The 25,027-nt window shown below is 39.8% G+C and carries 16 protein-coding genes and 1 pseudogene; 7 read left to right on the top strand and 10 right to left on the bottom strand.

The annotated features are described in order from the left end of the window. Positions 1-2: 2 nt before the first annotated feature. Positions 3-491 (top strand): CinA family protein, encoded by a 489-nt coding sequence (locus tag QMA00_RS00830; RefSeq protein WP_076920667.1) that lies wholly within the window; start codon positions 3-5, stop codon positions 489-491. Between the two features lie 68 nt (positions 492-559). After that, a complete protein-coding gene (recA, locus tag QMA00_RS00825) occupies positions 560-1,603 on the top strand; it encodes a recombinase RecA (protein ID WP_013465663.1) in 1,044 nt (347 codons plus the stop codon). A 127-nt stretch (positions 1,604-1,730) separates the two neighbouring features. On the opposite strand, the gene QMA00_RS00820 is transcribed toward recA, so the two are convergent. Both QMA00_RS00820 and QMA00_RS00815 read right to left on the bottom strand, forming a co-directional pair. Further along, positions 1,731-3,851 (bottom strand): TonB-dependent siderophore receptor, encoded by a 2,121-nt coding sequence (locus QMA00_RS00820; RefSeq protein ID WP_175610029.1) that lies wholly within the window; start codon positions 3,849-3,851, stop codon positions 1,731-1,733. Positions 3,852-4,053: 202 nt separating this feature from the next. Then, positions 4,054-5,223 carry a DcaP family trimeric outer membrane transporter gene (locus QMA00_RS00815; protein WP_076920665.1) on the bottom strand — a complete coding sequence of 390 codons (1,170 nt, stop codon included), beginning with the start codon at positions 5,221-5,223 and terminating at the stop codon, positions 4,054-4,056. Between the two features lie 417 nt (positions 5,224-5,640). On the opposite strand from QMA00_RS00815, the gene acs reads away from it, so the two are divergent. From acs to QMA00_RS00800, 3 genes are all read left to right on the top strand, one after another. Continuing rightward, a complete protein-coding gene (gene acs, locus QMA00_RS00810; RefSeq protein ID WP_076920664.1) occupies positions 5,641-7,581 on the top strand; it encodes an acetate--CoA ligase in 1,941 nt (646 codons plus the stop codon). Positions 7,582-7,673: 92 nt separating this feature from the next. Next, positions 7,674-8,324 (top strand): response regulator transcription factor, encoded by a 651-nt coding sequence (locus QMA00_RS00805; RefSeq protein ID WP_076920663.1) that lies wholly within the window; start codon positions 7,674-7,676, stop codon positions 8,322-8,324. Between the two features lie 158 nt (positions 8,325-8,482). Continuing rightward, the gene (locus QMA00_RS00800; protein ID WP_008111547.1) at positions 8,483-10,090 is read left to right on the top strand and encodes an AbgT family transporter; all 1,608 of its coding nucleotides are present in this window, start codon (positions 8,483-8,485) and stop codon (positions 10,088-10,090) included. Positions 10,091-10,629: 539 nt separating this feature from the next. On the opposite strand, the gene QMA00_RS00795 is transcribed toward QMA00_RS00800, so the two are convergent. Continuing rightward, positions 10,630-12,516, bottom strand: a complete 1,887-nt coding sequence (locus QMA00_RS00795) for a hypothetical protein (protein ID WP_069440029.1) — start codon at positions 12,514-12,516, stop codon at positions 10,630-10,632. 465 nt (positions 12,517-12,981) lie between these two features. Next, positions 12,982-13,812, bottom strand: coding sequence for a formyltetrahydrofolate deformylase (gene purU, locus QMA00_RS00790; RefSeq protein WP_036981614.1), 831 nt, complete (start codon positions 13,810-13,812; stop codon positions 12,982-12,984). A gap of 406 nt (positions 13,813-14,218) precedes the next feature. Between purU and QMA00_RS00785 the strand changes: the two genes are divergently transcribed. Continuing rightward, positions 14,219-15,886, top strand: a complete 1,668-nt coding sequence (locus QMA00_RS00785) for a methyl-accepting chemotaxis protein (RefSeq protein ID WP_076920662.1) — start codon at positions 14,219-14,221, stop codon at positions 15,884-15,886. Between the two features lie 298 nt (positions 15,887-16,184). Then, positions 16,185-17,537, top strand: a complete 1,353-nt coding sequence (locus QMA00_RS00780; protein WP_016899669.1) for a magnesium transporter — start codon at positions 16,185-16,187, stop codon at positions 17,535-17,537. 451 nt (positions 17,538-17,988) lie between these two features. On the opposite strand, the gene QMA00_RS00775 is transcribed toward QMA00_RS00780, so the two are convergent. From QMA00_RS00775 to QMA00_RS00745, 6 genes and pseudogenes are all read right to left on the bottom strand, one after another. Then, complete coding sequence (locus QMA00_RS00775) at positions 17,989-18,984, bottom strand: GGDEF domain-containing protein (RefSeq protein WP_076920661.1); 996 nt, start codon at positions 18,982-18,984, stop codon at positions 17,989-17,991. 328 nt (positions 18,985-19,312) lie between these two features. Further along, positions 19,313-19,696, bottom strand: a pseudogene (locus QMA00_RS18915) (DP-EP family protein). A 23-nt stretch (positions 19,697-19,719) separates the two neighbouring features. Further along, positions 19,720-22,974, bottom strand: a complete 3,255-nt coding sequence (locus QMA00_RS00760; RefSeq protein ID WP_290155458.1) for a winged helix-turn-helix domain-containing protein — start codon at positions 22,972-22,974, stop codon at positions 19,720-19,722. A 76-nt stretch (positions 22,975-23,050) separates the two neighbouring features. Beyond that, a complete protein-coding gene (locus QMA00_RS00755) occupies positions 23,051-23,884 on the bottom strand; it encodes a mechanosensitive ion channel family protein (protein ID WP_016899673.1) in 834 nt (277 codons plus the stop codon). A gap of 37 nt (positions 23,885-23,921) precedes the next feature. After that, positions 23,922-24,653, bottom strand: a complete 732-nt coding sequence (locus QMA00_RS00750) for an LrgB family protein (protein ID WP_090495323.1) — start codon at positions 24,651-24,653, stop codon at positions 23,922-23,924. Continuing rightward, the gene (locus QMA00_RS00745; protein WP_076920660.1) at positions 24,646-24,999 is read right to left on the bottom strand and encodes a CidA/LrgA family protein; all 354 of its coding nucleotides are present in this window, start codon (positions 24,997-24,999) and stop codon (positions 24,646-24,648) included. The genes QMA00_RS00750 and QMA00_RS00745 overlap by 8 nt, the downstream gene beginning before the upstream one ends. Between the last annotated feature and the right edge of the window lie 28 nt (positions 25,000-25,027).

The following is a 25,027-nucleotide window of genomic DNA, read 5'->3' as shown; positions in this document are numbered from 1 at the left end:
ATATGGAATTACATCAAGAGATTAAGACACTTGCTGCGCAATTAGGCGCTATTTTAACGGATAAACGCTTATGGATCACTACCGCTGAATCATGTACTGGTGGTGGAGTGAGTTATTCGCTTACCGATACCCCCGGAAGCTCTGCATATATTGACCGCGCATTTGTCACTTATAGCAATAACGCAAAGCATGAATTACTCAATGTGAAGCGTGATACCCTCGAGGAATTTGGCGCGGTGAGCGAACAAACAGTCATTGAGATGGCAGCAGGTGCATGTAAGGCGGCTAATGCTGATATTGGCATTGCTATTTCAGGAATTGCAGGTCCCGGTGGTGCCACTGAGGGCAAACCGGTAGGGCTTGTGTGGTTTGGGCTACAAATTAACGGTAAACATTGGACGTTTGAGCAAGTATTTGATGGAGATAGGGCACAAGTTAGGCTGCAAGCTATTGTATTTTCTTTAAAAACTATAATAGAGAAGATAAAATAATAAAATTAGCTTGATACTGTGATTTCATACAGTATACTTGTCTGCATTAGCTGGATTTGGAGAGTAAAATGAACGATAACAAACAAAAAGCATTGGACGCAGCTTTATCACAAATTGAACGTCAATTTGGTAAAGGCTCAATTATGAAATTGGGTGATAACAAGGCGTTAAACATTGACGCTGTATCAACAGGCTCGCTAGGTATTGATATTGCTTTAGGCATAGGCGGCTTACCAATGGGGCGTATTGTTGAAGTATATGGCCCAGAGTCATCAGGTAAAACAACGCTAACATTGCAAGTTATCGCTGAAGCTCAAAAAGAAGGTAAAACGTGTGCCTTTGTTGATGCTGAGCATGCTCTTGATCCAATTTATGCACAAAAACTAGGCGTTAACATTGATGAGTTACTGGTATCTCAACCAGATACGGGTGAGCAAGCACTGGAAATTTGTGACATGTTAGTGCGTTCAAGCGCGGTTGATGTGGTTATTGTCGATTCGGTTGCAGCATTAACGCCAAAAGCTGAAATTGAAGGCGACATGGGTGATTCACACATGGGCTTACAAGCACGTTTAATGTCACAAGCATTACGTAAGCTGACTGGTAACATTAAGCGCTCAAACACGCTATGTATTTTCATTAACCAAATCCGTATGAAAATTGGTGTAATGTTTGGTAACCCTGAAACAACAACCGGTGGTAACGCCCTGAAATTTTACGCCTCTGTACGTATTGATATTCGTCGTATTGGTTCGGTAAAAGAAGGCGACGAGGTTGTTGGTAATGAAACGCGCGTTAAAATTGTTAAAAACAAAGTTGCACCGCCGTTTAAACAAGCTGAATTTATCATTATGTATGGTGAAGGTATTTCTAAGCAGGGTGAGCTGATTGATTTAGGTGTTAAGCACAAACTTGTTGAAAAAGCAGGTGCTTGGTATAGCTATAATGGCAACAAAGTTGGCCAAGGTAAGTCTAATTCAATTAAGTTCCTTAAAGAAAACCCTGAAATTGCAGATGAAATTGAAGGTAAACTACGTGAAATGCTATTGCTAAAAGCAACAGTTGAGCCAGAAGATGGCGAAGACGTATTAGGTGACGAAGGCGACCTTTAAGCCAATTAGTTTTAAAAGCTTGATTTGACCCGAGCTTAAAAAAAGCGCTAACCAATTAGGTTAGCGCTTTTTTATTGCTTGCTATAAATTGACTTAAGCTCTGTTCATGAGAGCCCAGTACTCAGATTTATAGCTGCCAGTTAACTGACAGCGAGTAGTTACGCGGTGCACCGTAGTAACCTTGAGCCCAATAGAGGCTGTTTATGTATTTTTCATCAGTGCTGTTATTAACATTGAAGGTAACACCGACGTTTTGAGTAATTTCGTAGGTGGCCATTAAATCTAGTAAGCCATAAGCACCTTGTTTTGTAGTAACCAATGCGTTGCCTGCTGGATCTTTTACTTGCACACGGCTAATAGAATCTTGCCAGCGGTAATTAGCACCTAAGGTTAAACCATCAATAAATGGCACTTGATAAGTGGCAGCCATTTTTAATTGGTTTTCTGGGGTGTAATCTTTGACAAGTTCGTCACCATCAATACTTAAATTACTAAAGCTGATACTGGCACTTAAATCATCAGTTAAGCGACCGCTTAGCTCAATTTCGAATCCATCGCTATTGATACCATCTGCAGCATAATAACGCGTATCGCTAGGAAGAGAGTTTGGAAGTGCAACAGCAAGTCCATCTTGCTCGGCATCAAAGTAGGCGAGTGTAACAAATACTTGCTCACCTAAAAGCTGTGCTTTTAGGCCAACCTCAGTACTTTTGCCAATTACAGGAGCCAGTTGTTCAGCGTTAATGCCTAACTCTTTTTGTGGTACAAACGTTTCGGTATAGCTAGCATACGCAGATAACGACTCAGTAAAATCGTACACCGTACCAATGTAAGGAATAACCTCTGAGTCATCGCGGGTTTGCACGACACTATAAGCAGTACCTTTAGTTTCCCAATCGGTATAGCGAACGCCTGCCAAAATGCTTAATGGCTCTGCTAGTTTAATACGAGTTGAAATATAGGCAGATCTTTGTGTATTTTGTACATCACTGCCGTTAGGCGAATCAACCAGTGTTGCCTCAGGGATAACACCATCCCAAGTCGCTAAATCAGGCATCGCAGGGAAACCATTTCCTGTGCTGTAGTCATAAAGCGATTGGTCATTAAAGTCCATGTTTGCTTGGCTAATACCGAATGATAAGTCGTGCTCTAGTGAAAATAACTCAAATTTACCGCTGGCATATAAGTCAAACAAATCTTGGGTGTCTTTGTAATCATAACGACTCGCATAGCCGGTTAAACCTAAACCAGTTTCTTTATCTGGGGTACCATACACATAAAATAATTCAGAATTTTGTTCATTCTTTATGTGGGCATAACGCGCTTTTGCGACCCAGGTAGCCGATAAATTTTGCTCAAGAGTTACATAGATACGTTCAGCGCTATTATCCCAATACGAGCAATCTGCAGCTGTACTAGTTGACTCATCATAGTTAGTGGGGGAGCCATCTGTGTAATAAAGCGGTAGCGCGCCCCATAGAGGGCTGTCGGCATCTTTTTGTTGGTTTACGTAGTTAATGTTCAGAAGTGTATCGTCGGTTAGCTTTCCTTCATAGGCAAGGTAGGCAATGGTTTTATCGGTTTCGTAGCGGTCTAGATATGACTCTTTATCTTGCTTAGTAAATACAGCACGGACAGCATGCTCGTCGTTAATCGGTGTGGAAACATCAATATCTACACGTTTGTTATTCCACGAACCATAAGAAACCGATGCATGAACTTGTGTTGTGTAGGTTGGCTTTTTTAGCACCATATTAACAGTCGCTGATGGGTTACCTGCACCGGTCATCATGCCATTGGCACCACGTACAATTTCAACACGGTCGTAAATTGCAGTATCAAGTGTCCCTTGAATTGAACCAGAGGTTTGCGGTGTGCCTAAGCCATCGATTAAAAAGTTAGTTATTTCAAAACCACGGGCTTTAAAGTAAGTACGATCGGTTTCTATTTGTTCCACTGTTACGCCTGGGGTGCTTTCTAATACCGCATTAATATCATCAAGTGAAAAGTCATCCATCAACGCGCGTGAGACAACAGAAATTGATTGCGGAGTTTCTTTAATGGTTAAACCTAGCTTAGTCGCTGACTGTGCTTCTTCGGTAATATAATTTTTATGATGTTGCCCATAAACGGCAATTTTTTCTAAAGGTAGGTCGTCTTGCGTGTCGTTTGCAACAGCATGCCCAGATAAAACCAGTGAAGTAAGTAGACTCAGTTTAAATGCAGAGTTTTTATGTTTGTACAGCATCATGTTTCCCATAAGATTAAATGTGGGTGGTAATTTAATCTAAATGAGAGTGATTTGCAATTGCGTTTGCTGGGTATTTTACACGTCTTTAATATTTTTTAAGTAAAGCGCATGGATTTGGTTAACTTGAGCTCTGGTTAAAAACAAAAAAAGCGGCCGAAGCCGCTCAGGAAGTAAATCAGTATTTTAATTGGTTAGGAAATTAAAACGCATACTTTACAGAAAATTGTAAACGATCTAGATCGCCATCTACGCCACTTTCAAGCTCGCGTTCTGCATGTTTAAATTCAGCGCCAAAGGTTAGACGTTTAACCGGTGAGTATAAAATATTTGCGCTGTAGCTTTGGCTTGATTCAACAGGGTCGCCAGAGATAGCTAATAAATCAGTGTTATTGTCAGCACTAAAGAAAGAATATAAGAACGTCGAGCGCCACTGGCTGTTCCACTTATGTTGATACGCAATAAAACCAGATGTTGAATCAATCGCATCTAGGTCATCACCATTAAGAACCGCACCACGTGCTACGTTTAGACCCACATAACGACCTAGTCCTTTACCTTGGGTAAGCATAAATTTTAGATTGTCTTCACCAAGCTTCACCATACCCGATGCACTAACACCAAATGAGGTTTCATCGGCATCAACACCACCTACTTTGTAGGTCAGTTGACGAGCAAGGGCTGTTACTACAAAGTTACCCCAATCAGCATTATGGGTGTAGCGTGCGGTAAAGTCAGGTAATGAGGCATCATCAGTTACGGCCATGCCACCGCCGGCTGTAGTAATTGTGCTTTCTGGGTTCTCTAACGAGAATGACCATGCACCCGTAGTGTATTTAATTTGAGATTGACGAACAAACACCGTGCCTTCTGCAGGACCAACAAAATCAAGTGCTTCTGGTAATGCACCGACGTTTTGAAAGTTTGACCATGTTTGACCAAATAACCAGCCATCATATGAGATAAATGCATGGCGAATGCGCGGAGAGTATGAATTAGACACACGCTCGTTGCCGCCAGGAGCTGACAATAAAAAGTCTAGCTCTATTTTAGTTTTAACCGTTTTACCGTTATCTAAAAGTGTAGACGTACCAAAGTTAAAGCGAGATTCACGTGCGTGCATATCAAATACAGCATCTGAGTTATTATCGCTGCCAACGGTTAATGTACTTGGTACATAAAAGTCACGGCCAACACTGGTGCCTGCAGGCGCACCTGCTGAGTAGTCACTCCACATTGCGTCGAGTTTAATGTATCCACCGTAGGTGAATTCGGTATCACCTATTTTTGCAGCTGTTGCGGCATAAGCTGTGCTAGAAAGTGCACAAAGTACAGCTGTAGCTGCCAGTGTTTTAATTGGAGTAAATTTCATTGTTGCGTCCTTTTATAGGCTACTTGTTGTATGTTGTTTGCTTATGATATGTATTAATGTGTGTTACTTATATAGTACTAACAGATTGAATTTAATTATCTTTAATCTAATTTGTTAGTAAATACGAATTATTAATAAACAATCAAAGTTTTTAAATATTCAAGCTACTGTTGTATATGTACACAATTTACTCAATCAACTATTAGTCTATTAGACTAAGGTTTAATAATTATTGAGTGTTCATATACTTTTATTTAATAGTATGTTTTTTATGTAAATAGGGTGTAGCCATGAGGATTATAGATAAGATAATCGTTGTTTGAACTCAGATACAACTAATGTCTAATATTTAATAGTGCACTGCTGAGTAATCCTTGATGAAAAGCCTAAGGCAAGTAATATAAATTGGAGACTAATATGTCACAAAGTATCTATCCAGTTCCTGCGCACATTAAAAACGCAGCGCTCGTCGATAATGAAAAATATAATACGATGTATAAACAGTCTATTGAGGACCCTGAAGGGTTTTGGGCTGAGCACGGTAAGCGTCTTGACTGGTTTACTCCATATTCAAAAGTAAAAAACACTTCATTTGATAAAGGCCATATCAATATCAAATGGTATGAAGATGGCTACCTTAATGCCTCATATAACTGTATTGATCGTCACTTAAAAACAAAAGCAGATAAAGTAGCGTTAATTTGGGAAGGCGATGATCCCTCGCAAAGCGAAAATATTACCTACCAACAACTACATGATGAAGTTGCTAAATTTGCCAATGGTTTAAAAAAGTTGGGTGTGAAAAAAGGTGACCGTGTTGCCATTTACATGCCAATGAGCCCACAAGCTATATATGCAATGCAGGCTTGTGCTCGTATAGGCGCAATTCATTCAGTTATTTTTGGTGGTTTTTCACCGTCAGCTATTGCGGATCGTATTAACGACTCGGGCGCTAAAGTGGTGATCACGTCAGATGAAGGCCGACGTGCAGGTAATTGTGTTCCGCTCAAAGCCAATGTAGATGAAGCCGTATTACAAGATTCAGTCACCACTGTTGAACATGTAGTGGTACATAAACTAACTTCAGGCGATGTTGATTGGCACGACCATGATATTTGGTGGCATGACTTAGTTGTAGACCAAGCGCCAGAGTGCGAACCTGAACACATGAATGCTGAAGACCCGCTGTTTATTCTGTATACCTCGGGTTCTACGGGTCAGCCTAAAGGTGTGGTTCATACCACCGGTGGCTATTTAGTCTATTCATCTATGACCCACGAATACATTTTTGATTTAAAAGACGATGATATTTTTTGGTGTAGTGCTGATGTTGGCTGGATCACAGGTCACAGTTATATTGCTTATGGACCGCTCGTTAATGGGTGTACACAAGTCGTATTTGAAGGCGTACCAACTTACCCAACTGCTGGTCGTATGGGTGAAGTGGTTGATAAACATAACGTGACAATTTTATACACAGCACCTACTGCCATTCGTGCATTGATGGCCAAAGGCGAAGAGCCGATTGCCAGCTCACATCGCGACAGCTTGCGCATTTTAGGTTCTGTGGGTGAGCCAATCAATCCAGAAGCATGGACCTGGTACTATGAAAAAATTGGTAAATCTAATTGTCCAATTGTAGATACGTGGTGGCAAACTGAAACCGGTGGCATCATGATTGCGCCATTACCAGGTGCAACCGATATGAAACCTGGCTCTGCAACTCGTCCATTCTTTGGTATTGCACCGGCGTTATTTGATGCTGAAGGCAATACATTAGAAGGTGCGGTTGACGGTAACCTTGTGATTTTAGATAGCTGGCCTTCACAAGCACGAACAGTGTATGGCGACCATGAGCGCTTTGAACAAACCTACTTTAGCGCTTATCCTGGTGTGTACTTTACTGGTGACGGTTGTCGTCGCGATGAAGACGGTGATTATTGGATCACAGGACGCGTTGATGACGTACTTAATGTGTCTGGGCACCGTTTAGGTACTGCTGAAATTGAAAGCGCATTAGTTGCTCATGAAGCTGTAGCTGAAGCGGCAGTGGTAGGTTACCCACATGATATTAAAGGCCAAGGTATTTACGTTTACATAACTCCTAATGAAGGCGTTACTGTGAGTGATGAGCTGACCAAAGAGATCCGTAATTGGGTACGTAAAGAGCTAAGCCCAATAGCATCACCCGATATGATTCAATGGTCGCCAGGTTTACCAAAAACACGTTCTGGCAAAATTATGCGTCGTATTTTACGTAAAATCGCGGCAAATGAGTACCAACAGCTTGGTGATACCTCAACACTTGCTGATCCGTCAGTGGTTGATGAGCTAGTAGAAAATCGATTAAATCGTTAATTTCGCGTTAAAAGCTTGATTAGAAGTTGATTCTAAACGTAGTATATCGGCTGTTGTCTATTGGACAGCAGCCGAATTTTTGGGAGTGAACAATGAGTCAGTTTTTAATAGCGGACGATCATCCGTTATTTCGTGAAGCACTAAAGGGCGCTTTGAGTGCAAAGTTTGCGGGTTTGGAAGTATTTGAATCAGCGGATTTTGATAGCACATTGCAGGTGTTAAGCGAACAAGAAGATCTTGATATATTACTACTAGATTTACACATGCCAGGTAACGGTGACTTATACGGCTTGATCCGTATACGTGAAGATTACCCAAGCTTACCTATTGCGGTGGTTTCGGGTAGTGAAGATGTAAATATTGTTTCGAAAGTTATGGGTTATGGGGCAATGGGGTTTATTCCTAAGTCTTCATCATCTGACGATATTGCCAACGCAATTAACCAAATACTCGAAGGCGATACTTGGCTGCCAACCGAACTAAAAACTAAAGTGGCTGAAATAGAAGGCGCAGATAGAGAAATTGCTGCACAAGTGGCATCACTCACTCCACAGCAATACCGCGTATTACAATATTTGCACGAAGGTTTACTGAATAAACAAATTGCGTACGAACTTCACATTTCAGAAGCCACAGTCAAAGCTCACATCACTGCCATATTTAGAAAACTCGGTGTTTATAATCGAACTCAAGCTGTTTTAATTGCTGCAAAACTACAACTAGAACCCATAGAGCAAGCTTAAGCAGACTAAATAAGAGGCGAGAGCCTCTTTTTTGTAACCCCATCACAACAAACCCATCAGTTAATTACCATGGGATAACAAGTCATTCATCTTTATTACATGACCTGCTCAGAAAATAATGCTAGGTTACGGGCATTTTGTAATTAAGAGAGCATGGTATGTCAGACTCAATGGACTCACCACACACATCCCAAGATGAAAATCAGGCCGCAAAGGGCGGTTGGTTTAATCGATTTTTAGCCACGGTAGAATTTTTAGGGAATATGCTTCCCCATCCAATTACCTTATTCGCGCTGTTTTGTATTGCCATTATTTTATTTAGTGGCGTTGCTGATTGGTTTGGACTTAGTGCTATCGATCCTCGCCCTGAGGGCTCTGCTGGGCGCGATCCAGATGGTGTAATTGAAGTAGTTAGCTTACTCAGTGCCGAGGGCTTACAGCGTATTGTAACGGGATTGGTAACTAACTTTACCAGCTTTGCGCCACTGGGTACGGTGCTAGTAGCGCTATTAGGTGTAAGTGTTGCCGAGCATTCAGGATTATTGTCTGCGGCAATGCGTGGCATGGTTATGGGTGCATCTAAACGCTTAGTTACCTTTATGGTGGTATTCGCTGCTATTTTATCAAACACAGCATCTGAGCTGGGTTATGTAGTATTGATCCCCCTAGCGGCAATGATATTTCATAGTTTAGGTCGTCATCCGCTTGCAGGCCTTGCTGCAGCGTTTGCTGGTGTATCGGGTGGCTATAGTGCTAACTTATTACTGGGTACTATCGATCCGTTATTAGCGGGTATTACGACGCCTGCAGCACAAATGATTGACCCAACTTACCAAGTAGGCGCTGAAGCGAACTGGTATTTTATGATGATTTCAGTATTGCTAATTGCTGTTTTAGGTACGCTTGTTACTGAGAAAATTGTTGAGCCACGTTTAGGTAAATATAACCCAGATGAAGCCAGTGAAGATTTAGCTCAAAATAATATTGCCGGTTTAACTGCCAAAGAAAAGTCAGGTTTGAAATGGGCTGGAGTTTCATTACTTGTTGTTTCGTTGTTGCTCGCTTGGACGATTGTACCCGCAGACGGTATTTTACGTAACCCTGAAACAGGTCTAGTTGCTCACTCGCCGTTTTTAAAAGGGATTGTTGTTTTTATTTTTGTTACCTTTGGTATTCCGGGCTTTGTGTATGGTCGAGTGGTTGGCACCATGAAAAATGATAAAGACGTGATCAATGCCATGAGCAAAAGTATGAGCTCTATGGGCATGTACATTGTATTAGTGTTTTTTGCTGCGCAGTTTGTTGCATTTTTTAAATGGACTAACTTAGGCACAATTTTAGCGATTAACGGTGCCGCGTTATTACAAGCTCTTAGCTTAACTGGGCCGGAAGTATTTGTACTGTTTATTTTGATGTGTGCTTTAGTGAACTTAACGCTAGGCTCATCGTCAGCGCAGTGGGCAGTAACAGCCCCTATTTTTGTTCCTATGCTGATGTTAATTGGTTATGCACCAGAAACAATTCAAGCGGCTTATCGTATTGGTGATTCAGTAACTAACTTAATTACCCCCATGATGAGTTACTTTGGTTTAATCCTTGCGGTTGCCACTAAATACAAAAAAGACATGGGAATAGGTACTTTGGTAGCCACTATGTTGCCATACAGCTTAATCTTCTTTGTTGGCTGGGTGGTACTGTTTTACTTATGGGTATTTGTTTTAGGTATGCCAGTAGGCCCTGGAGCACCAACGTATTACACACCCTAGTTAAGTAAGGTTAATTATTTACTTATAAAAATGCCAGCTTATTAGCTGGCATTTTTAATAGCTATATAAAGCTAATTATGAAAATACGACGGTTTTATTGCCATTAATAAACAGCTAGAGTATTACCAAATTGGTTTAATAACATGCCGCCTAAACAAAGGCTTCTTTTGGAGCTAATAATACAACTTTGGTTTTTTCTTCGCCGTGCAGTGCCTCTTTGACGTTAGCAGGAAACCCTTCGCAAAGTTATGATAAAAATCGCTGCGAGATTAGCCTGTGAGTTCTGCTCTCATAAAAAGCGTTGTGCATCTTTATCAACAAGGCCTAATAATATCTAAATTATGCTGATTACAGAGTTTGGTAATTTTGGCTAAGCCTATATCGTCTGCGTATTAATTGGTTAGTGTATTACTTATTTTCCTCATCCCCTCCCTGTCTTTGATGCGCTTGCAGGGGGGAATTACATTTACATCAATGTGTAGAGAGGGGGATTTAGTGTGGAAAGATGCCACCTAGTAATAAGGTGGCATATAGATAAGCTAGGTTTTTGGCTCAGACGCTAAATCGTCTTCCTGACGTAAAAAACCAGCGGCTTCCTCATCATCTTTGGTTAAAGCTGGCTGCATAGGCATAGCCCGTGTTTGCTGGTTTAACTGGTGCAGTTGAGATGCATTGCCTAAATCGCGTTCGCTAGTGATAGAGGCAATTGATTCTCGGTCTTTCAAAAATGCAATTACATCTTTTTTGATTGCTTGTAATTGACCTTCATCTTTATGCATTTCCATAATATGTCGAGGATGCTCGAGGTTTTTCATGCCTGTAGCTGCAAAGGTTGTAGAAACAATGCGCGAAACAATCACCCAAGGCGTTATGCTGCTACGTACCAAGGTATTTTCCGAGCGTGTGCTATCATGAATACCGGTGCCCGTTGATATTTTTGACTCAGTAAATGTACCCTCGCACTTGAAGTACACGAGTAAAGATTCAAATTGCATTTCAGCAAAAAATAAATGGGCACTATTGCTCAGCAGCTGAGCAAATGCTTTAACTAATATGCCGATAAGCAATAAATGAACACTTGCCATTAACAGCTCGCTAAACTCAATAATATTTTTATTATTAAAGGCTTGTTCAATACTATTTATATTAGCAGCGTCAATATAGTGGTAAATATTAATAAAAGAGTAAGCAAGCAACACAGTAAAGGTAAGCGCTACAATGTAGAGTAAGTTACCACTAATTAACGCAACTAAACGAGAAAGGTTAAAGTGCTTACCTAAATCCATTGTGTGTAGTTTAGGCTGAATTTCTTGAATCATTTCGCCTTTAAACCCGCCTTTTCCTTCAATTTGCTCTTGTAGTTTAGGATCTAGCTCACGATAAACTCTATTAGGTACTTCTTTGTAACGGCGATTAGCCATTACTAAGTTATCAAGATTTATAAAAATTTCATCTGGATGAACAGACTCTTGCCAATTTTCACGTAGTTCTGATACTTCAGCGCTTGGTGTCACTTCGTTCAAACGCGCTTTAATCATCACAAAAACAAGTGCACAACTAAATGCAGCTAAAATAATAATGGCAGTTAAATAGAGGCCCGCGTTAAGGTTGGGTAATTGCTCAAGCCAATTGTCTATTTGTTGTTTGCTTATGCGCTGTTCCTGCATTATCCACGACATAGACAGGCCTATAGCAATGGGCAATATAAAGGATAAAGAAATGATTTTAGCAAGAGCACCAGTACCTAAGGCTTCAATATTTTTCTCTGCATTACGTGAAATAGGTTTGCCAGAAGAGCGCCAAGAAAACAGCACATAAAACATTAATATGGCACTATATATTGGAAAAGCTAGTTCGCCAGCTTCACCGGTAAAACCAGACAGTGACACAAAAGCGACCAATGCGTAAGCGATAAGAGCAACCAGTGTGCTTATCCATGAGCCAAATAAACGTTGGGCAACATTACGTATTGGGTAGGGTAAAAATAATAGTTTTGGTACTAAACTATGTAGCAAACGCGATAAAAAGCCATTCGGTTCTTTAAAAGTACTGTTTTTGCGACCAACAAGCATTTCTTCTAATGTTTGCGCAGTGTAGGCTACCTCGTTTTTTTCTTCTTGTGCAGTTGAGGTTTGTGACTTACTAAAATTAAACGCCAACGATGTCGGGTGGTTTCTACCTACGAAGTACTTAAGCGTTGCATAAATACCACCTGATAAAGTCCGAATTCCTAGGGCGAGTATTAACATGCCAAATATCATTAAGATCCAACCTGCTGTTGCATCTTCTTTTACAGAGCTAGATGCGATAACAAGCAAGCTGATGCCAACAACAGATTCAATAAGCCCTCTTATTGCTTTTACTTTACCTTCCAGTTTGAAAGGGTTTTTTAGTCCAAGATCGATTGATCCGTAATCAAAAGCCATCAAATGCTCCTTATAAATAGTAACCCTAAAAGGGAATATCAGCATAGCTAAAATAATGCATATATTATTGCTTAATTTCTGATTATATATCAATAATATTGTTCAGCTTAAGGTTACTTGAATATGATAAGTTAAATCTCTTAAAAGTTGTTATTGCTTAAAAGGGAGTATAGTAAATAACCTGGTATTTCAGCTAATCCATAAAGTGAATGTTTTGCCAAGAGGAAAATTGCATATTTTGGCCGTGGAAGTTGATAGTAAAGGTCGAGGAAAATAATGATATAAATCTAAAAAAAGGCTCTATTTTCGGTTCTATTAGGTTGAATTTACTTGCAATAGAAAACAGCTGATACGTAAATTTACTTTGTTTTAATAAAGTCTCTTAATCAATGTTCAGGTTTAGTTATATTGGATAAACAAATGCCAGCTTGTTAGCTGGCATTTTTAATAGCTATATAAAGCTAATTATGAAAATACGACGGTTTTATTGCCATTAATAAACAGCTTATGCTCTGATGCTAGTTGCAGTGCTTTACAAAACACCGTTTTCTCTACATCTTTACCCATTTTAGCCATCATCTCAGCTGTATTCGCATGAGTCACACTCGATACGTCTTGTAAAATAATCGGGCCTTCGTCTAGCTCATTATTAACAAAGTGAGCCGTGGCACCAATAATTTTCACACCACGTTCAAATGCTTGGTGATACGGTTTTGCACCAATAAAAGCAGGTAAAAATGAGTGATGAATATTAATGATTTTACCCTCAAAACGACCCACAAATTCAGGGCTTAAAATACGCATGTATTTAGCTAGGCCAATAATGTCAGGGTTATAGCTGGCAATTAAGTCACCGACTTTTTCGTCGTGCTCACTGCGCGTAAGTCCTTCATGAGAAACCACATGAAAAGGAATATTAAACCCTTTCACTAGAGGCTCTAGAGTAGGGTAGTTAGCGATAACGGCGAGTATCTCTATGTTTAGAGCTTGTTCAAATTGCTTTAATAACATGCCGCCCAAGCAATGAGCTTCTTTTGTGGCTAATAGTACCACTTTGGTTTTTTCTTCACCGTGTAGTGCCACTTCTGCGCCAGCTGGTAATACGTCGCGAAGTTGTGACAAAAACTCAGCATGTGGTTCGCCTGTAAGCTCTGTGCGCATAAAAAAGCGTTGTGCATCTTTATCAACAAATTCGTTGTTACGAATAATATTTAAATTATGCTGATTACACAGTCCGGTAATTTTGGCGATTAAGCCTATATCGTCTGCGCATTGGGTGGTTAGTATATAACTCATTTTCCTCATTCTTACCCAGTGGTTAGTTGCTTCATTATTTGTGTTTTAACTCAGAAAGCAAGACCTTTGTGTGATGGCCAATGTTTAATTTTAATTTACGCTAAGATAGCGTTAGTAAGGTTAATTTAGCTTTGAGTAAGTTTAACAAATTGTGTTCTAGTAGGGATTTAAAACAAGGAACTAAATCAGTTGTTTATTACTATATTTATACTATTGCCTAGTTAAAAAGTTGTTTCTAGTGTGCTTTACTAGCATACGAGTATATTAAATTGCGAATTAACTCTGTTTGTGCTTAATTTGTATACAAGTGTGGCGCTGTTGTCAGTAATATAAACAATGGAAACTTAGCTGCTAAGCGGCTGCAAAATAAAAAGCTTAATGGCTTATAATGTTAATTGGAGAAATAATGGGTAATTTAAGCTTAAAAAACAAATTGCTATTGTTGGCTGTTTTACCATTGATAGTATTACTAATCAGTTTTATGGCGGGCTCTTATTATTTAGAGAAGCAGAATCAACAGCAAAACTTTAATGAGTTCAAAACTAAATTAATTGCTGATAAACAGACTCTATTAAAAACAGAAGTAGAAATTGGTTCTCAAATAGTGCAATACCAATTAGCACAAGGTAATGAACAAGACGCAAAAAATGCGTTGCGAGATTTAACTTTTGGCGAAGATGGTTACTACTTTATTTATGATACCGATGGTATTAGTGTTTTTCATGCATTACTGGGTGATGCAATAGAAGGTCAAAATAAAATAGGGATGACCGACCCAAACGGTAAAAAAATAGTGGTTGGCCTACTTGAACAAGCGCGTAAGGGCGGTGGCTCGTTTACTTATCATTTTCAAAAGCCCAATACCACAGGCTTAGTCGAAAAAATTGGCTATGCTGCCATGATCCCAGGTACTAATTGGATGATTGGAACTGGCACTTATATGGATGATATTGAAGCTGAGCTGGTAAAGTATCAAGCAACTATGGAGCGCCATTTAAGCGAAAAAATGACCACTTTGGTTTTAATATCACTTCTGCTTCTTGGTTTAGCAGCAGCCGGTGCGTTGTATGCTTCTAACAATATGCTAAAACCGATCAAACGTATGGTGCAAAGCTTAGATGATATTGCTAAAGGGGAGGGGGATTTAACCCGACGCTTAGAAATAGATACCCATGATGAAATTGGTCAGTTAGGTGAATCTTTCAATGTATTTGTGAGCAAGCTACACAGTATTATTGCCGGTGTGGTTGATGTAACAAGTGACGTTAAAACAGCCTCCTCAGATATTAATACGCAAACATTACTGATAGAAGACAAGTTATTAAAGCATAACCATGAAACCGATTTAGTGGCAACGGCGATTACCGAAATGTCAGCAACCTCACATGAAGTTGCGCAAAATACCACACAAGTTGCGATATCAACGCAGGCGGCAACAAAAGAAGTGGCTAATGCGCAAGATTGTGTGGATGTTTCATTGAGTGAAGTTTCAAACTTAATGGGCGAAATTAACCAAGCCGCAGAGCAGGTTAACTCGTTAAGTGAACAATCTAAAAAGATTAATAGCGTATTGAGTGTCATTGGGGGTATTGCTGAGCAAACTAACTTACTGGCATTAAATGCGGCAATTGAAGCGGCACGCGCAGGTGAGCAAGGTCGTGGGTTTGCGGTGGTGGCTGATGAAGTTAGAAGTTTAGCGAGCAGAACCCAAGATAGCACATTAGAAATTAATGAAATGCTTAGCGAATTACATAACTTAGTTACTGCGGCTGTAGGAGCCATGCAAGCGAGTCAACAAAGCTGTAACCGCTCTGTAGAGTCTTCACGCGCTATATCTGAAAGTTTAGGTGCGGTTACTACATCGGTAACAACAATTAACGATATGAGTACACAAATTGCCACCGCAGCTACTGAGCAAAGTAGCGTTACAGAAGAGATAAACCGTAACGTTTATGCAATTCAAGAAATTGTGAATGAATTAACGCAATCGAGTAAAACGACCTCTTCGGTAAGTCAGCACTTAGCGGGACGAGGTCAAAACTTAGGTGATTTAGTCGGTCAGTTTAAAATATAAATAACATTTAGCTATTAATTGCTTTTAGAAGCCGTGACTTATTTAGTTACGGCTTTTTTTGCTTTATTTTTAGCTAAAGCGCAATAGTTTATAGCCTGCTACATCTATAAATATTTAACAGCACAGCGATTTTTTTAATATTTTTATTAGCGACTAATGTACCCTATAAGGGTCTGTTGACCTTTTGGATTGAAATGTGTTCAACCTCGAAAGACAAACAGATCCTAGCTAATCTCATTAATAAGTACTTACTTATTACAGTAAATTTATAGTGAAACGACTATTTTAGGGTTTTTAAATGATAGAGTATCCGGTTGATCAGTTACCACAACTCATAAATGACTTATTGCAGTGTGATACCACTGAGCGCAAAAATAAATTACTAATAGATGCTCAGCAAACTTTATCAACTGAGCACTTATCTTTATTGTTTGAGGCGATCCCTAAAGAGCAGCGTCTCGAAATTTGGCATTTATTAGATGAAGACACGCAGCACGAAATTTTTGTTAATTTAAGTGAAGATAGCTGTTTATGGTTACTACAAACACTAGATGACAGTGCCGGATTTAAATTATTAGACGAAGTAAATGTTGAAGAGCTACTTGAGTTAGAAGAAGTTATTCCACAACGTTTTATTGATTACGCTAAAAAACAACTCGATGAAGCACAAACTAAGCAATACGAACTGGCTCAGCAATATACGCCAGAGCAATTAGGTCACTGGATTGGGTTTGATTTTTTAAAGGTGTCAGACAAACTCACTGCGGGTGGCGCTAAAAAGCTGCTACACAAAGGCTTACCGCAATACAGCGAAGTTATTTATTTGGTGAGCCGTAAAGGTAGCTTAATCGGTGAAGTTGCGGTTAATGATCTGATAAAAGCGCATGATAACGAGAGTTTAATGACGCTAGCTAATCATGACTTTACCTCATTGCACGCAGACCATGATTTATATGAAGCCGCTGAAGTGGTTATTCATAGCGAGAAAATGGCCATGCCCGTGGTTAATGCCGATAACAAATTAATAGGGCGTTTAACCATTGCATCAGCTTATGAGTTACGTCAAGAAATAGCCGACGAAGCGGCAGCAAAGGCCGGTGGTTTACGAGAAGACGAAGACTTATTTGCCAGTGTTCGTAAAAGTGCTAAAAACCGTGGTATTTGGTTAGGTATCAACTTAGCAACGGCATTTTTAGCCTCGTGGTTTATCGGTTTGTTTGGCGCAACCATAGAGCAAGTGGTTGCTTTAGCCGTCTTAATGCCCGTTGTTGCTTCAATGGGCGGTATTGCCGGTAGTCAAACCTTAACAGTTATAGTGCGCGGTCTTGCGCTTGGTCAAGTTACCGACTCAAACCGTAACGCATTACTTAAAAAAGAGCTGCGTGTAGGGGCGGTAAATGGCTTGGTATGGGCTTTAGTGATTGGTTTGCTAACCTTTGTATGGTTTAACGATATTATGCTCAGTATAACCATTACTGTGGCAATATTACTTAACTTAGTGGCAGCATCGTTGGCGGGCGTAGTGATCCCGTCTATCTTAGATAAAATGAAAATTGACCCTGCATTATCAGGCTCAGTTATTTTAACCACAGTCACTGATATTGTCGGCTTTGTAACCTTTTTAGGATTAGGTAGTTTATTGTTACTTTAGGGTCTGTTGATCTTTCAAGGTTAAATTTACAGCAGTCTGTTTGGTATTTAGGCAAGGCAGCGCCTATGTGGTGTGGTTATTCCCCATAAATAGGCGATAACGCAGCATCAATGCCAAACAGGCGCTGCCCGAAGGGTTCTGCCTAAGGGCGATTTACTCTTTGTTGCCTACATGGATGTAGGTAAGGGGCGTGAGCAGGACGCGGAAGCTTTGCTCGGTTTTTACTTATTCTTACATGGATGTAAGCCAGTAGAATAACGCAGGAGCAGTTATCGAGCCCACTAGGTTACAAACCTCGCGCCGCGATTAAATAGCCCCTAGTTTGAACGAATCTTAATCCGTAAAGGTCAACAGACCCTAGTTTAATCAGCTGTTATTTAACTAAACGCCACCTCCATGAAGTGGCGTTTAATATAGATATAGCGTCATGAAAAGGCCTTTAATTTAAACTTTAAATAATCGTACTTATTTTATTTCTACCTTCTGTTTTTGCTCGGTATAAAGCCGTGTCTGCGGCATATAACAGCGCCTCGTAGTTGCGGTACTGGTTATTATTTTCACTGGCAATTCCTTGGCTTACCGTAATTTTAACCTCTGGCGGCAAGCCTATGTCGGTAAAGCTCATTTGTGCAATTTGTTGTTGTATATGGTTGGCCACAACCGTGGCGGTTTTTATATCGCAACGGGGTAAAATAATTGCAAACTCTTCACCGCCATACCTAGCAGCTAAACACTCTCTAGATGGAATGCATTGTAATAGCATTTTTGCTATTTTCTGTAAGCATTTATCGCCTTTAATATGCCCATAGGTATCGTTGAATTTTTTAAAGTGGTCAACATCAATCAATATGCTGGTTAGAGGTTGTTGGCTTTGAATACTCTCTTGCCAATATTTTTTTAATGACTCATCTAAAGCTAAACGGTTAGCAAGCCCAGTTAAATGATCGGTTGAGGCCTGTACTTTTAAACGGTTGTACATGGCTTTATGGGTACTAAGATCGTGAAGTATACACACGTATAACTTTTGCGCCGATGCGAGATTTTTAGGCATGCTTGAGATTGATAGGTCGGCTTCAATCACATCGCCATTGGCTTTATTAATTGTTACTTCATTAGGGCCATAGCTTAGCGCTGTATCTTTAATGCTAATCCAATTCGATAGGGTTTGCTTATACTTTTCAAGGTCGGCATCGTTTAAAAATGTTAATAAATTATCACCAATCAATGACTGCTGTGAGTGACCAAACAATTGCGCAGCTTTTGGATTAACAAACTCAAAATCACCTTGTTCATTAATTACAAATATTCCTTCAGCAGTGCCATTAAACAATTCAATTAAAGCACTAAATTGAGCATTTAAAAAAGGGCTCGATGAAGCACAATCTAAGGAGAGCGCTTTATCATTTTTAATTGCTGCAGTTTCTTTGTTATTAATTTGTTTAGACACGTTTTAGCCTTAGCATGGTACAGACGTTTTTGATGTCTACAAATTTACTTAAAAAAGTGCAATTAAACCTTTCGGTAATCTTCTGTTTTTAACTTGCTGATATTTAATGATAAAAACCATTTTTGCACAGGTTTCAAGTAACCTATGCAAGGTGAAAATTAGTTACTCAGCAATTGAAAGTTGAGGTTTTTATTATAAATTAGTAAGAAAGGATAGTTATTAATGATGCTGCTTGGTATGTGTAAACGTTAAAGTGTTTGGCTTATAAAATCGCAAAGGAATAAATCAGCCCTGTGCAATTTAAAAATCAATAATTAATCGTTGTTAATTAATTTTCACCTCTATTTTCAACTTGCGGATCAGTGCTTTCATAGGCTGTGCCGTTGCACTCAACATTAAATATCAAACAGGCAGTACCTGGGTTTTCATCGGTATCGATAATAGTAATTTTGCGGCCATTATCGCTTACTTTAAAGCTGAAGTTTTGGGCGCAAGGCGTTTCTTTATCGACATCAGTAATAGTCGCGCCGGTGAATAAAAAACCTTTAGCAAGCGTGGCTTCATCTAAACTATAAACGCCCGCCGTTTAGGTTCTTACAACTCCGCCGCCTGTCACTTCCTTGCCATCTATAGAGTATGTAAAGTTAGCTTCGTCGTCACTGCCTAGTACAATGTTAACTGTAAAGTGAATTAGTTCTTGAGTGTTATTCATATTATTTCATTTTTTATTCATAGTCATAGTTTGAAATTAGTAATGCCTAGTTTTACTAGGTTTGCTTTTATTTTGGGGATTTCATCAGCTCGATTTAAGCAAGTGTACACCTGTACCAGCGGGTATGTGATACGAACACTTTGATCTTTTTCTGCTGTTTTAATAATGGCTTGAAGCGCATTTAAGCAAAACTGTTCTCGCTGCTTGCTGGTTGTACTTAACTTAGCTTTAAGTAAATTAACCCGTATCGGTATTATGTTATCGCCAATTTTCATTTGATTAGCTATGTACTCTTGATAGTTTGTATCACTCTCCAGCGCAATTAATAACTCCTGTGCTTTGTGCTGTGACAGCCTATCAATAAAATAGTGTATAAGGCTTACTTGTGTATTTATAATAAATTTATTGTCGAAGTATTGATTTTTGACAAATTTAATAATTTCATTTACTTGTTCATTAATATTTTTATCGGCTGAAAGCATCAATTGGTAGGCTAAAAAGCGATAGTATGAATCTTGAAAGTACTTACTTTTTGGATCCTGCAATATAGCGTTATTAATTGTATTAGTGGCTTGCTGTGCTTTTTCGTAGGCAGGTTGTCTATTGGGTAAATAACTTAAAAGATAGCTTTGCTGAATATAAGTATAAGCTAAACTGCTTGATAAACTTGCATCATCGGGATAATTCAATAGCATATTTGACAATTCACTTGAGGCATTTACATACATGGTTAGCGCGGCATTAAAATCACCGAGCCCTTCTTCGGTTTTAGCAAGCCAGCTGATGGTATCTGCTTTATCGCGCAATAAGTTTTTATTATTGGGTTTAAGCTTAAGCGCTTTGTTTTTAAGGGCCAGCGATTTTGTAAAGCGTAGTTTCGCGGCAGTGTAGTTAAATTGCTTTAAATACAAAGAGCCCAGCGAATTATGCGAATACGATAGCTCCATAATCGAGTTAAAATCATTCGGTGCTAATGAATACATTTTCTCACTGTAGGCATGATATTTTTTAAATAATGGCTCAGTGGCTGCGTAATCGCTTTTATCATAATGAAGCTGACCGAGCCAAAAAGCATTGGCACCGGCAAGCGTGAGTAACTCTAAGTTGTTTGGTTGGATTTTTAATAATGCTTCAAGGCGAGTGCGGGCGTTTTCAAAGGCGGTGAAGGCCTCAATGGTTTTACCGCGCGAATAGGCCACTTCCCCCATGGCTTCCAAAGTTTGTGCGTACTGAAAGCGACTTTTAAATTCGGCTTGTTGATTACTAAAGTTAAATAGTGAGCTTGGCTCCTCGACTTGATTGGTAAAATACTCAAGTGCTTTATTACTAATTCCATCGAGCAAATCCATACGCTTAACGCTGCGCAGTTTATCGGCAAAGTCACCGACCATAAAGCCAAGTAGGCTTTCGGCTTCTTGGCGCTTTTGCTGTGCAAGTTGCTGCGCTTGAAAACTAGTGAAGCTCATGAATAGGGCAACACAGGTAAGTAAGCAAAGCAGTGCAATCGTGCCGCGTTTTATTATTGTTTTTGTTTTACTATTTTTGAGAGAGTTATTTATAAGGGCGCGTTCGTCATTGTCTAGTTTGAATATATTGTCGTTTAATAACGTGAGCGCTTCTTGCAATGGTTTACCCGGCGCTAATAGGTAAGCGCTACTTTTATGTTCATTAAGCCACTGTTGCGTGTGGTGGTGCAAACGGCTTTTAATAGCAAGGGCATCTTTATGATCGTTTATCCACTGTTTAGCACGTGGCCATTGGCGTAATAATGCCTCGTGGGCAAGGCTAAAGCAGGCTTCTTGGTTTTGTAAGTGCGATACAAATAAGCGACTGTCGACCATGGCTTGTACAAGCTCTTTTTGGCTGGTGTTGGTTAATGCTTGTAAGCGGGCCGCACGGCTAGTAATGGTTTTACCATCTGGGTTTAGCGTCACTAACTGCGATAATACGCTTTTTAGTTGCTGTTGTTGTTTTGCGCTCAGCCCAATAAAAACATCTTCTGCCTTTTTACCAATAGCGCCTTCAATACCGCCGAGTTTTTCATACACGCTGTGCAATAACTCATTATTTTCACTGCGCTGTAAATACAGCTCTTGCAGTGTGTATTGCAGCATGGGCAGGGCATCAGGATTGTTGGCGGTATCTGCACACAGTATTTCATCCAGCGGAGTTTTGGTTTGCGGGTCGTGTGAGAACGTTAAATTAGCGGTTAATGCCGGCAAGCGAATAATTTGTTGTAGTTCCTGGCGGTTGGGAGGGGTTAAATCATAATGGGCGCCATTCGCTTTTGCGGCCATAAGGCTGGGTTGCTCTACCACTAAAGGGTAAAAGTCGTTACGACACGCACTAAATACGATCACCGCTTTAGAGGTGGCTAAACGTTCAATAATCGATAAAAAATGACTTCGGGTGTTGGGACTAAATAGTGGCGATGAAAGCAACACCTCTAAGCGGTCTATAAACAAAAAAAACTGCGGTGTGTTTAGTTTTGTATTTGCCTTACTGATTGCAGTTTGTAACGTGTTTATCACTTCGTCAATTGTGTGCTCTAATTGCTGCGCCAGTGTTTGCGAGCTTAATCCTTCAAATACGGGGTGTTGGTTTATATCCCAATCAAGCATGGCAGAGGCTAAATCTAAATACAGCCTAGTTTGATGCACATCTGCAAAGTCGAGTTGGGTGTACGACATCACTCTAATGCCGTTATAGCCTCGCTCGCCGAGTAGTTTTGGCAATATACCCGCATTAACTAATGATGATTTACCCGTGCCACTAGGGCCAAGAATTAAACAAAATGCGCGCTGCAATGTTACTTGGTTTGATACGTTTTCGAGTAAGGTGGTGATGGCTTGGTTACGACCAAAAAATAAATGGGTATCGGTTGGGTTATACGGGCTTAAACCTAAAAAAGGAGAACCGCCTTGCCACGTGTTTATAGAGCTTGATGTATCTTCTGCAAATGGAAACTCAAGTTTTGCAATAATACGGTAGCCGCGTTTGCGAATGGTTTCTATGTATAGCGGGGAGCTTGCCTTATCACCCAGTGCTTTTCGCAGTTGTGTGATGGTTTTATGCAGTGGGTTATCGCCTACTTCAATGTTTTGCCAGCACTGATTGAGTAATTCGTCGCTGGTGACCATATCGCCTTTTTGTAAGCAAAGATATAATAATACATCCATTGCTTTAGGTTCTAATTGCGTTACTTTTTCAGCACATTGTATACAATTGCTGGCAGGTGTTACCTGCCAGTCGCCTAGATAAAAAGGTGATTGATGCATAAGGACTCGTTATTATTTTATTTGTAAGCACGCTTAATTAATTTAATATGATTTAAAATCATATTAAGGTTTTTATTTATTTTAGGTCGCTTTTATTAAGCGTAACAATGCGTTGTGGAAACGGAATTTCAATATTGGCATCGTTAATCGCTTTATACACACCGCCATTTATTGCGAGTTTAGTTTCAATAATTTTAGTGGTGGGCACCCAATAACGATAACTAATGGTGACGCCGCTATCAGCAAAACGTTCTATACCAATTTGTGCATTAGGGTGTTTAGCTACGAGTTCATGATTGACTAATACGTTTTCAATAAGGCTTATCGCAGTATCACTACAGGCACTGTAGGCTATGTCTATTTCACCTTTTACCAGTGAATAATTAAATGAGTTATGCAGAATTTCGCCAACAATATGTTTGTTAGGAATGGTTATTTCTACTTTTTCTTCATTAATTAATATGGTGTGCCCCAGCTCAATTACTTTTACTTGGCCACTAACGCCTTTTACTTCTATGGTATCGCCAACCACAAATGGCCGCGTAGCAATAATAGCAAGCCCTGCGCCATAATTAGAAAGCATACCTTGTAACGCTAAGCCTGCGCCTAATGAGGCGGCACCTATTGCAGCTACAAATGGGGTCACACTAATGCCAATTTTACCAAGCGCAATAATGATCACCATAATGATCAGCAGTACTTTTACAACATTACTGACAAAATTAGTCAGGGTGATATCAATGTTATGGCGGGTCATTAAGTTTGCGACAACTTCGGCGAGCTTTTTAGCGACCCACAGGCCAACGAGTAGAATAAAAATAGCGCCCACTATTTGCATACTGTAGGTAACTAAATACTCGGTAAGTAGGGCGTAGTACTTTTCAAATTGCTGAATTTCGGAACTGATCATGCTGGGCTCTATTTTTAGCGATACTGTTATCTGCTTACTATAACAAAGTGTTAACTAAAATTGGATATAATAGTGGTACTATCACTGCGGTTAATAATGCACTGAGTGCCATAGCCACTGATGAAAATGCGCCTATTTTTGGGTGTTCGGCAATAGCTGCCGCCGTACCAATTGCATGGCACGCGGTACCGATTGCAATTCCTTGTGCCTCAAAGTTATAAATCTTAACTAATTTGAGTAACATAAAGCCAAACAAAGCCCCCAATAAACCAATAAAAATAACCATGGCAGCGGCAAGCGAACTAATTCCTCCTAATGAGTCAGTAACCAGCAGTGTGATAGGCGTTGTTACACTGAGTGCCGCAACAGAGGCGCTCAGTTGTGAGGGCACAGCAAACAAAATACTTAATACAAAAGCCACTAGTGTGGCGTTAACAATACCTATACTGCAAGTAGCGACAATTAATAGTAAGTTTTTACGTACGTGCATAAATTGCTGATAAAGCGGCAAGGCTAAAGCAACAATGGCCGGCTCTAATAGCCAACTTAGTAACTGACTATGTGAGGCAAATTGTGAATAGGGTAATTTAAGGTTGACTAACAGTAGGGCAATAATACCAATGCTTAAAAAAACAGGGTTGGTTAATGACTTTAAAATAGTCTGATTTATTTTAAGATTAACCGCTCTTAGTGCAATAAAGAGAATAATAATAAATGGCACGGTTAACCACCATAGGCTGGGGGTTATGCTGGTGGTTAAGTTAGTCATTATTAGCTCTGCCTTTAAAATAGCCCACTAGGCTTGCCACTAAAATTAAACTACTGAGTGGGACTAATAAGATGACCGCAGTTAAGAAAGGCCAATATGATTTAATTAGCCCTAAATGTTCTATAAAACCGACGCCTGCAGGAATAAAGAAAATAGGCATTACATTCAAAATAGGTGATGCGCAGGGAGCGAGTTGATGTTCTTTAACTATGCCCAATAACAGTAACGTTAGCAGCAAAACCATGGCGAGTAGAGGAGCAGGAAAACTTGCATCAAGAAGATGCATAATGAATTTGCTTGTTGCCAAGCACAATAAAATAATTGCGCTACTTAGTAGGTATTTCATTAATTTGGCTCACTAGAATAGAAGAGCC

This window comes from Pseudoalteromonas sp. APC 3694 (genome assembly GCF_030407565.1).
Taxonomy (GTDB): Bacteria; Pseudomonadota; Gammaproteobacteria; order Enterobacterales; family Alteromonadaceae; genus Pseudoalteromonas; species Pseudoalteromonas tetraodonis.
This window is presented reverse-complemented; position numbering and strand designations above follow the sequence as displayed.

Bases quoted from the DNA above. Each gene is read 5' to 3' on its own strand.
- acs (WP_076920664.1), top strand. From the start codon at position 5,641: ATGTCACAAAGTATCTATCCAGTTCCTGCGCACATTAAAAACGCAGCG.
- QMA00_RS00785 (WP_076920662.1), top strand. From the start codon at position 14,219: ATGGGTAATTTAAGCTTAAAAAACAAATTGCTATTGTTGGCTGTTTTA.
- QMA00_RS00750 (WP_090495323.1), bottom strand. From the start codon at position 24,653: ATGACTAACTTAACCACCAGCATAACCCCCAGCCTATGGTGGTTAACC.
- purU (WP_036981614.1), bottom strand. From the start codon at position 13,812: ATGAGTTATATACTAACCACCCAATGCGCAGACGATATAGGCTTAATC.
- QMA00_RS00795 (WP_069440029.1), bottom strand. From the start codon at position 12,516: ATGGCTTTTGATTACGGATCAATCGATCTTGGACTAAAAAACCCTTTC.
- QMA00_RS00830 (WP_076920667.1), top strand. From the start codon at position 3: ATGGAATTACATCAAGAGATTAAGACACTTGCTGCGCAATTAGGCGCT.
- QMA00_RS00780 (WP_016899669.1), top strand. From the start codon at position 16,185: ATGATAGAGTATCCGGTTGATCAGTTACCACAACTCATAAATGACTTA.
- QMA00_RS00745 (WP_076920660.1), bottom strand. From the start codon at position 24,999: ATGAAATACCTACTAAGTAGCGCAATTATTTTATTGTGCTTGGCAACA.
- QMA00_RS00815 (WP_076920665.1), bottom strand. From the start codon at position 5,223: ATGAAATTTACTCCAATTAAAACACTGGCAGCTACAGCTGTACTTTGT.
- recA (WP_013465663.1), top strand. From the start codon at position 560: ATGAACGATAACAAACAAAAAGCATTGGACGCAGCTTTATCACAAATT.
- QMA00_RS00760 (WP_290155458.1), bottom strand. From the start codon at position 22,974: ATGCATCAATCACCTTTTTATCTAGGCGACTGGCAGGTAACACCTGCC.
- QMA00_RS00820 (WP_175610029.1), bottom strand. From the start codon at position 3,851: ATGCTGTACAAACATAAAAACTCTGCATTTAAACTGAGTCTACTTACT.
- QMA00_RS00800 (WP_008111547.1), top strand. From the start codon at position 8,483: ATGTCAGACTCAATGGACTCACCACACACATCCCAAGATGAAAATCAG.
- QMA00_RS00805 (WP_076920663.1), top strand. From the start codon at position 7,674: ATGAGTCAGTTTTTAATAGCGGACGATCATCCGTTATTTCGTGAAGCA.
- QMA00_RS00755 (WP_016899673.1), bottom strand. From the start codon at position 23,884: ATGATCAGTTCCGAAATTCAGCAATTTGAAAAGTACTACGCCCTACTT.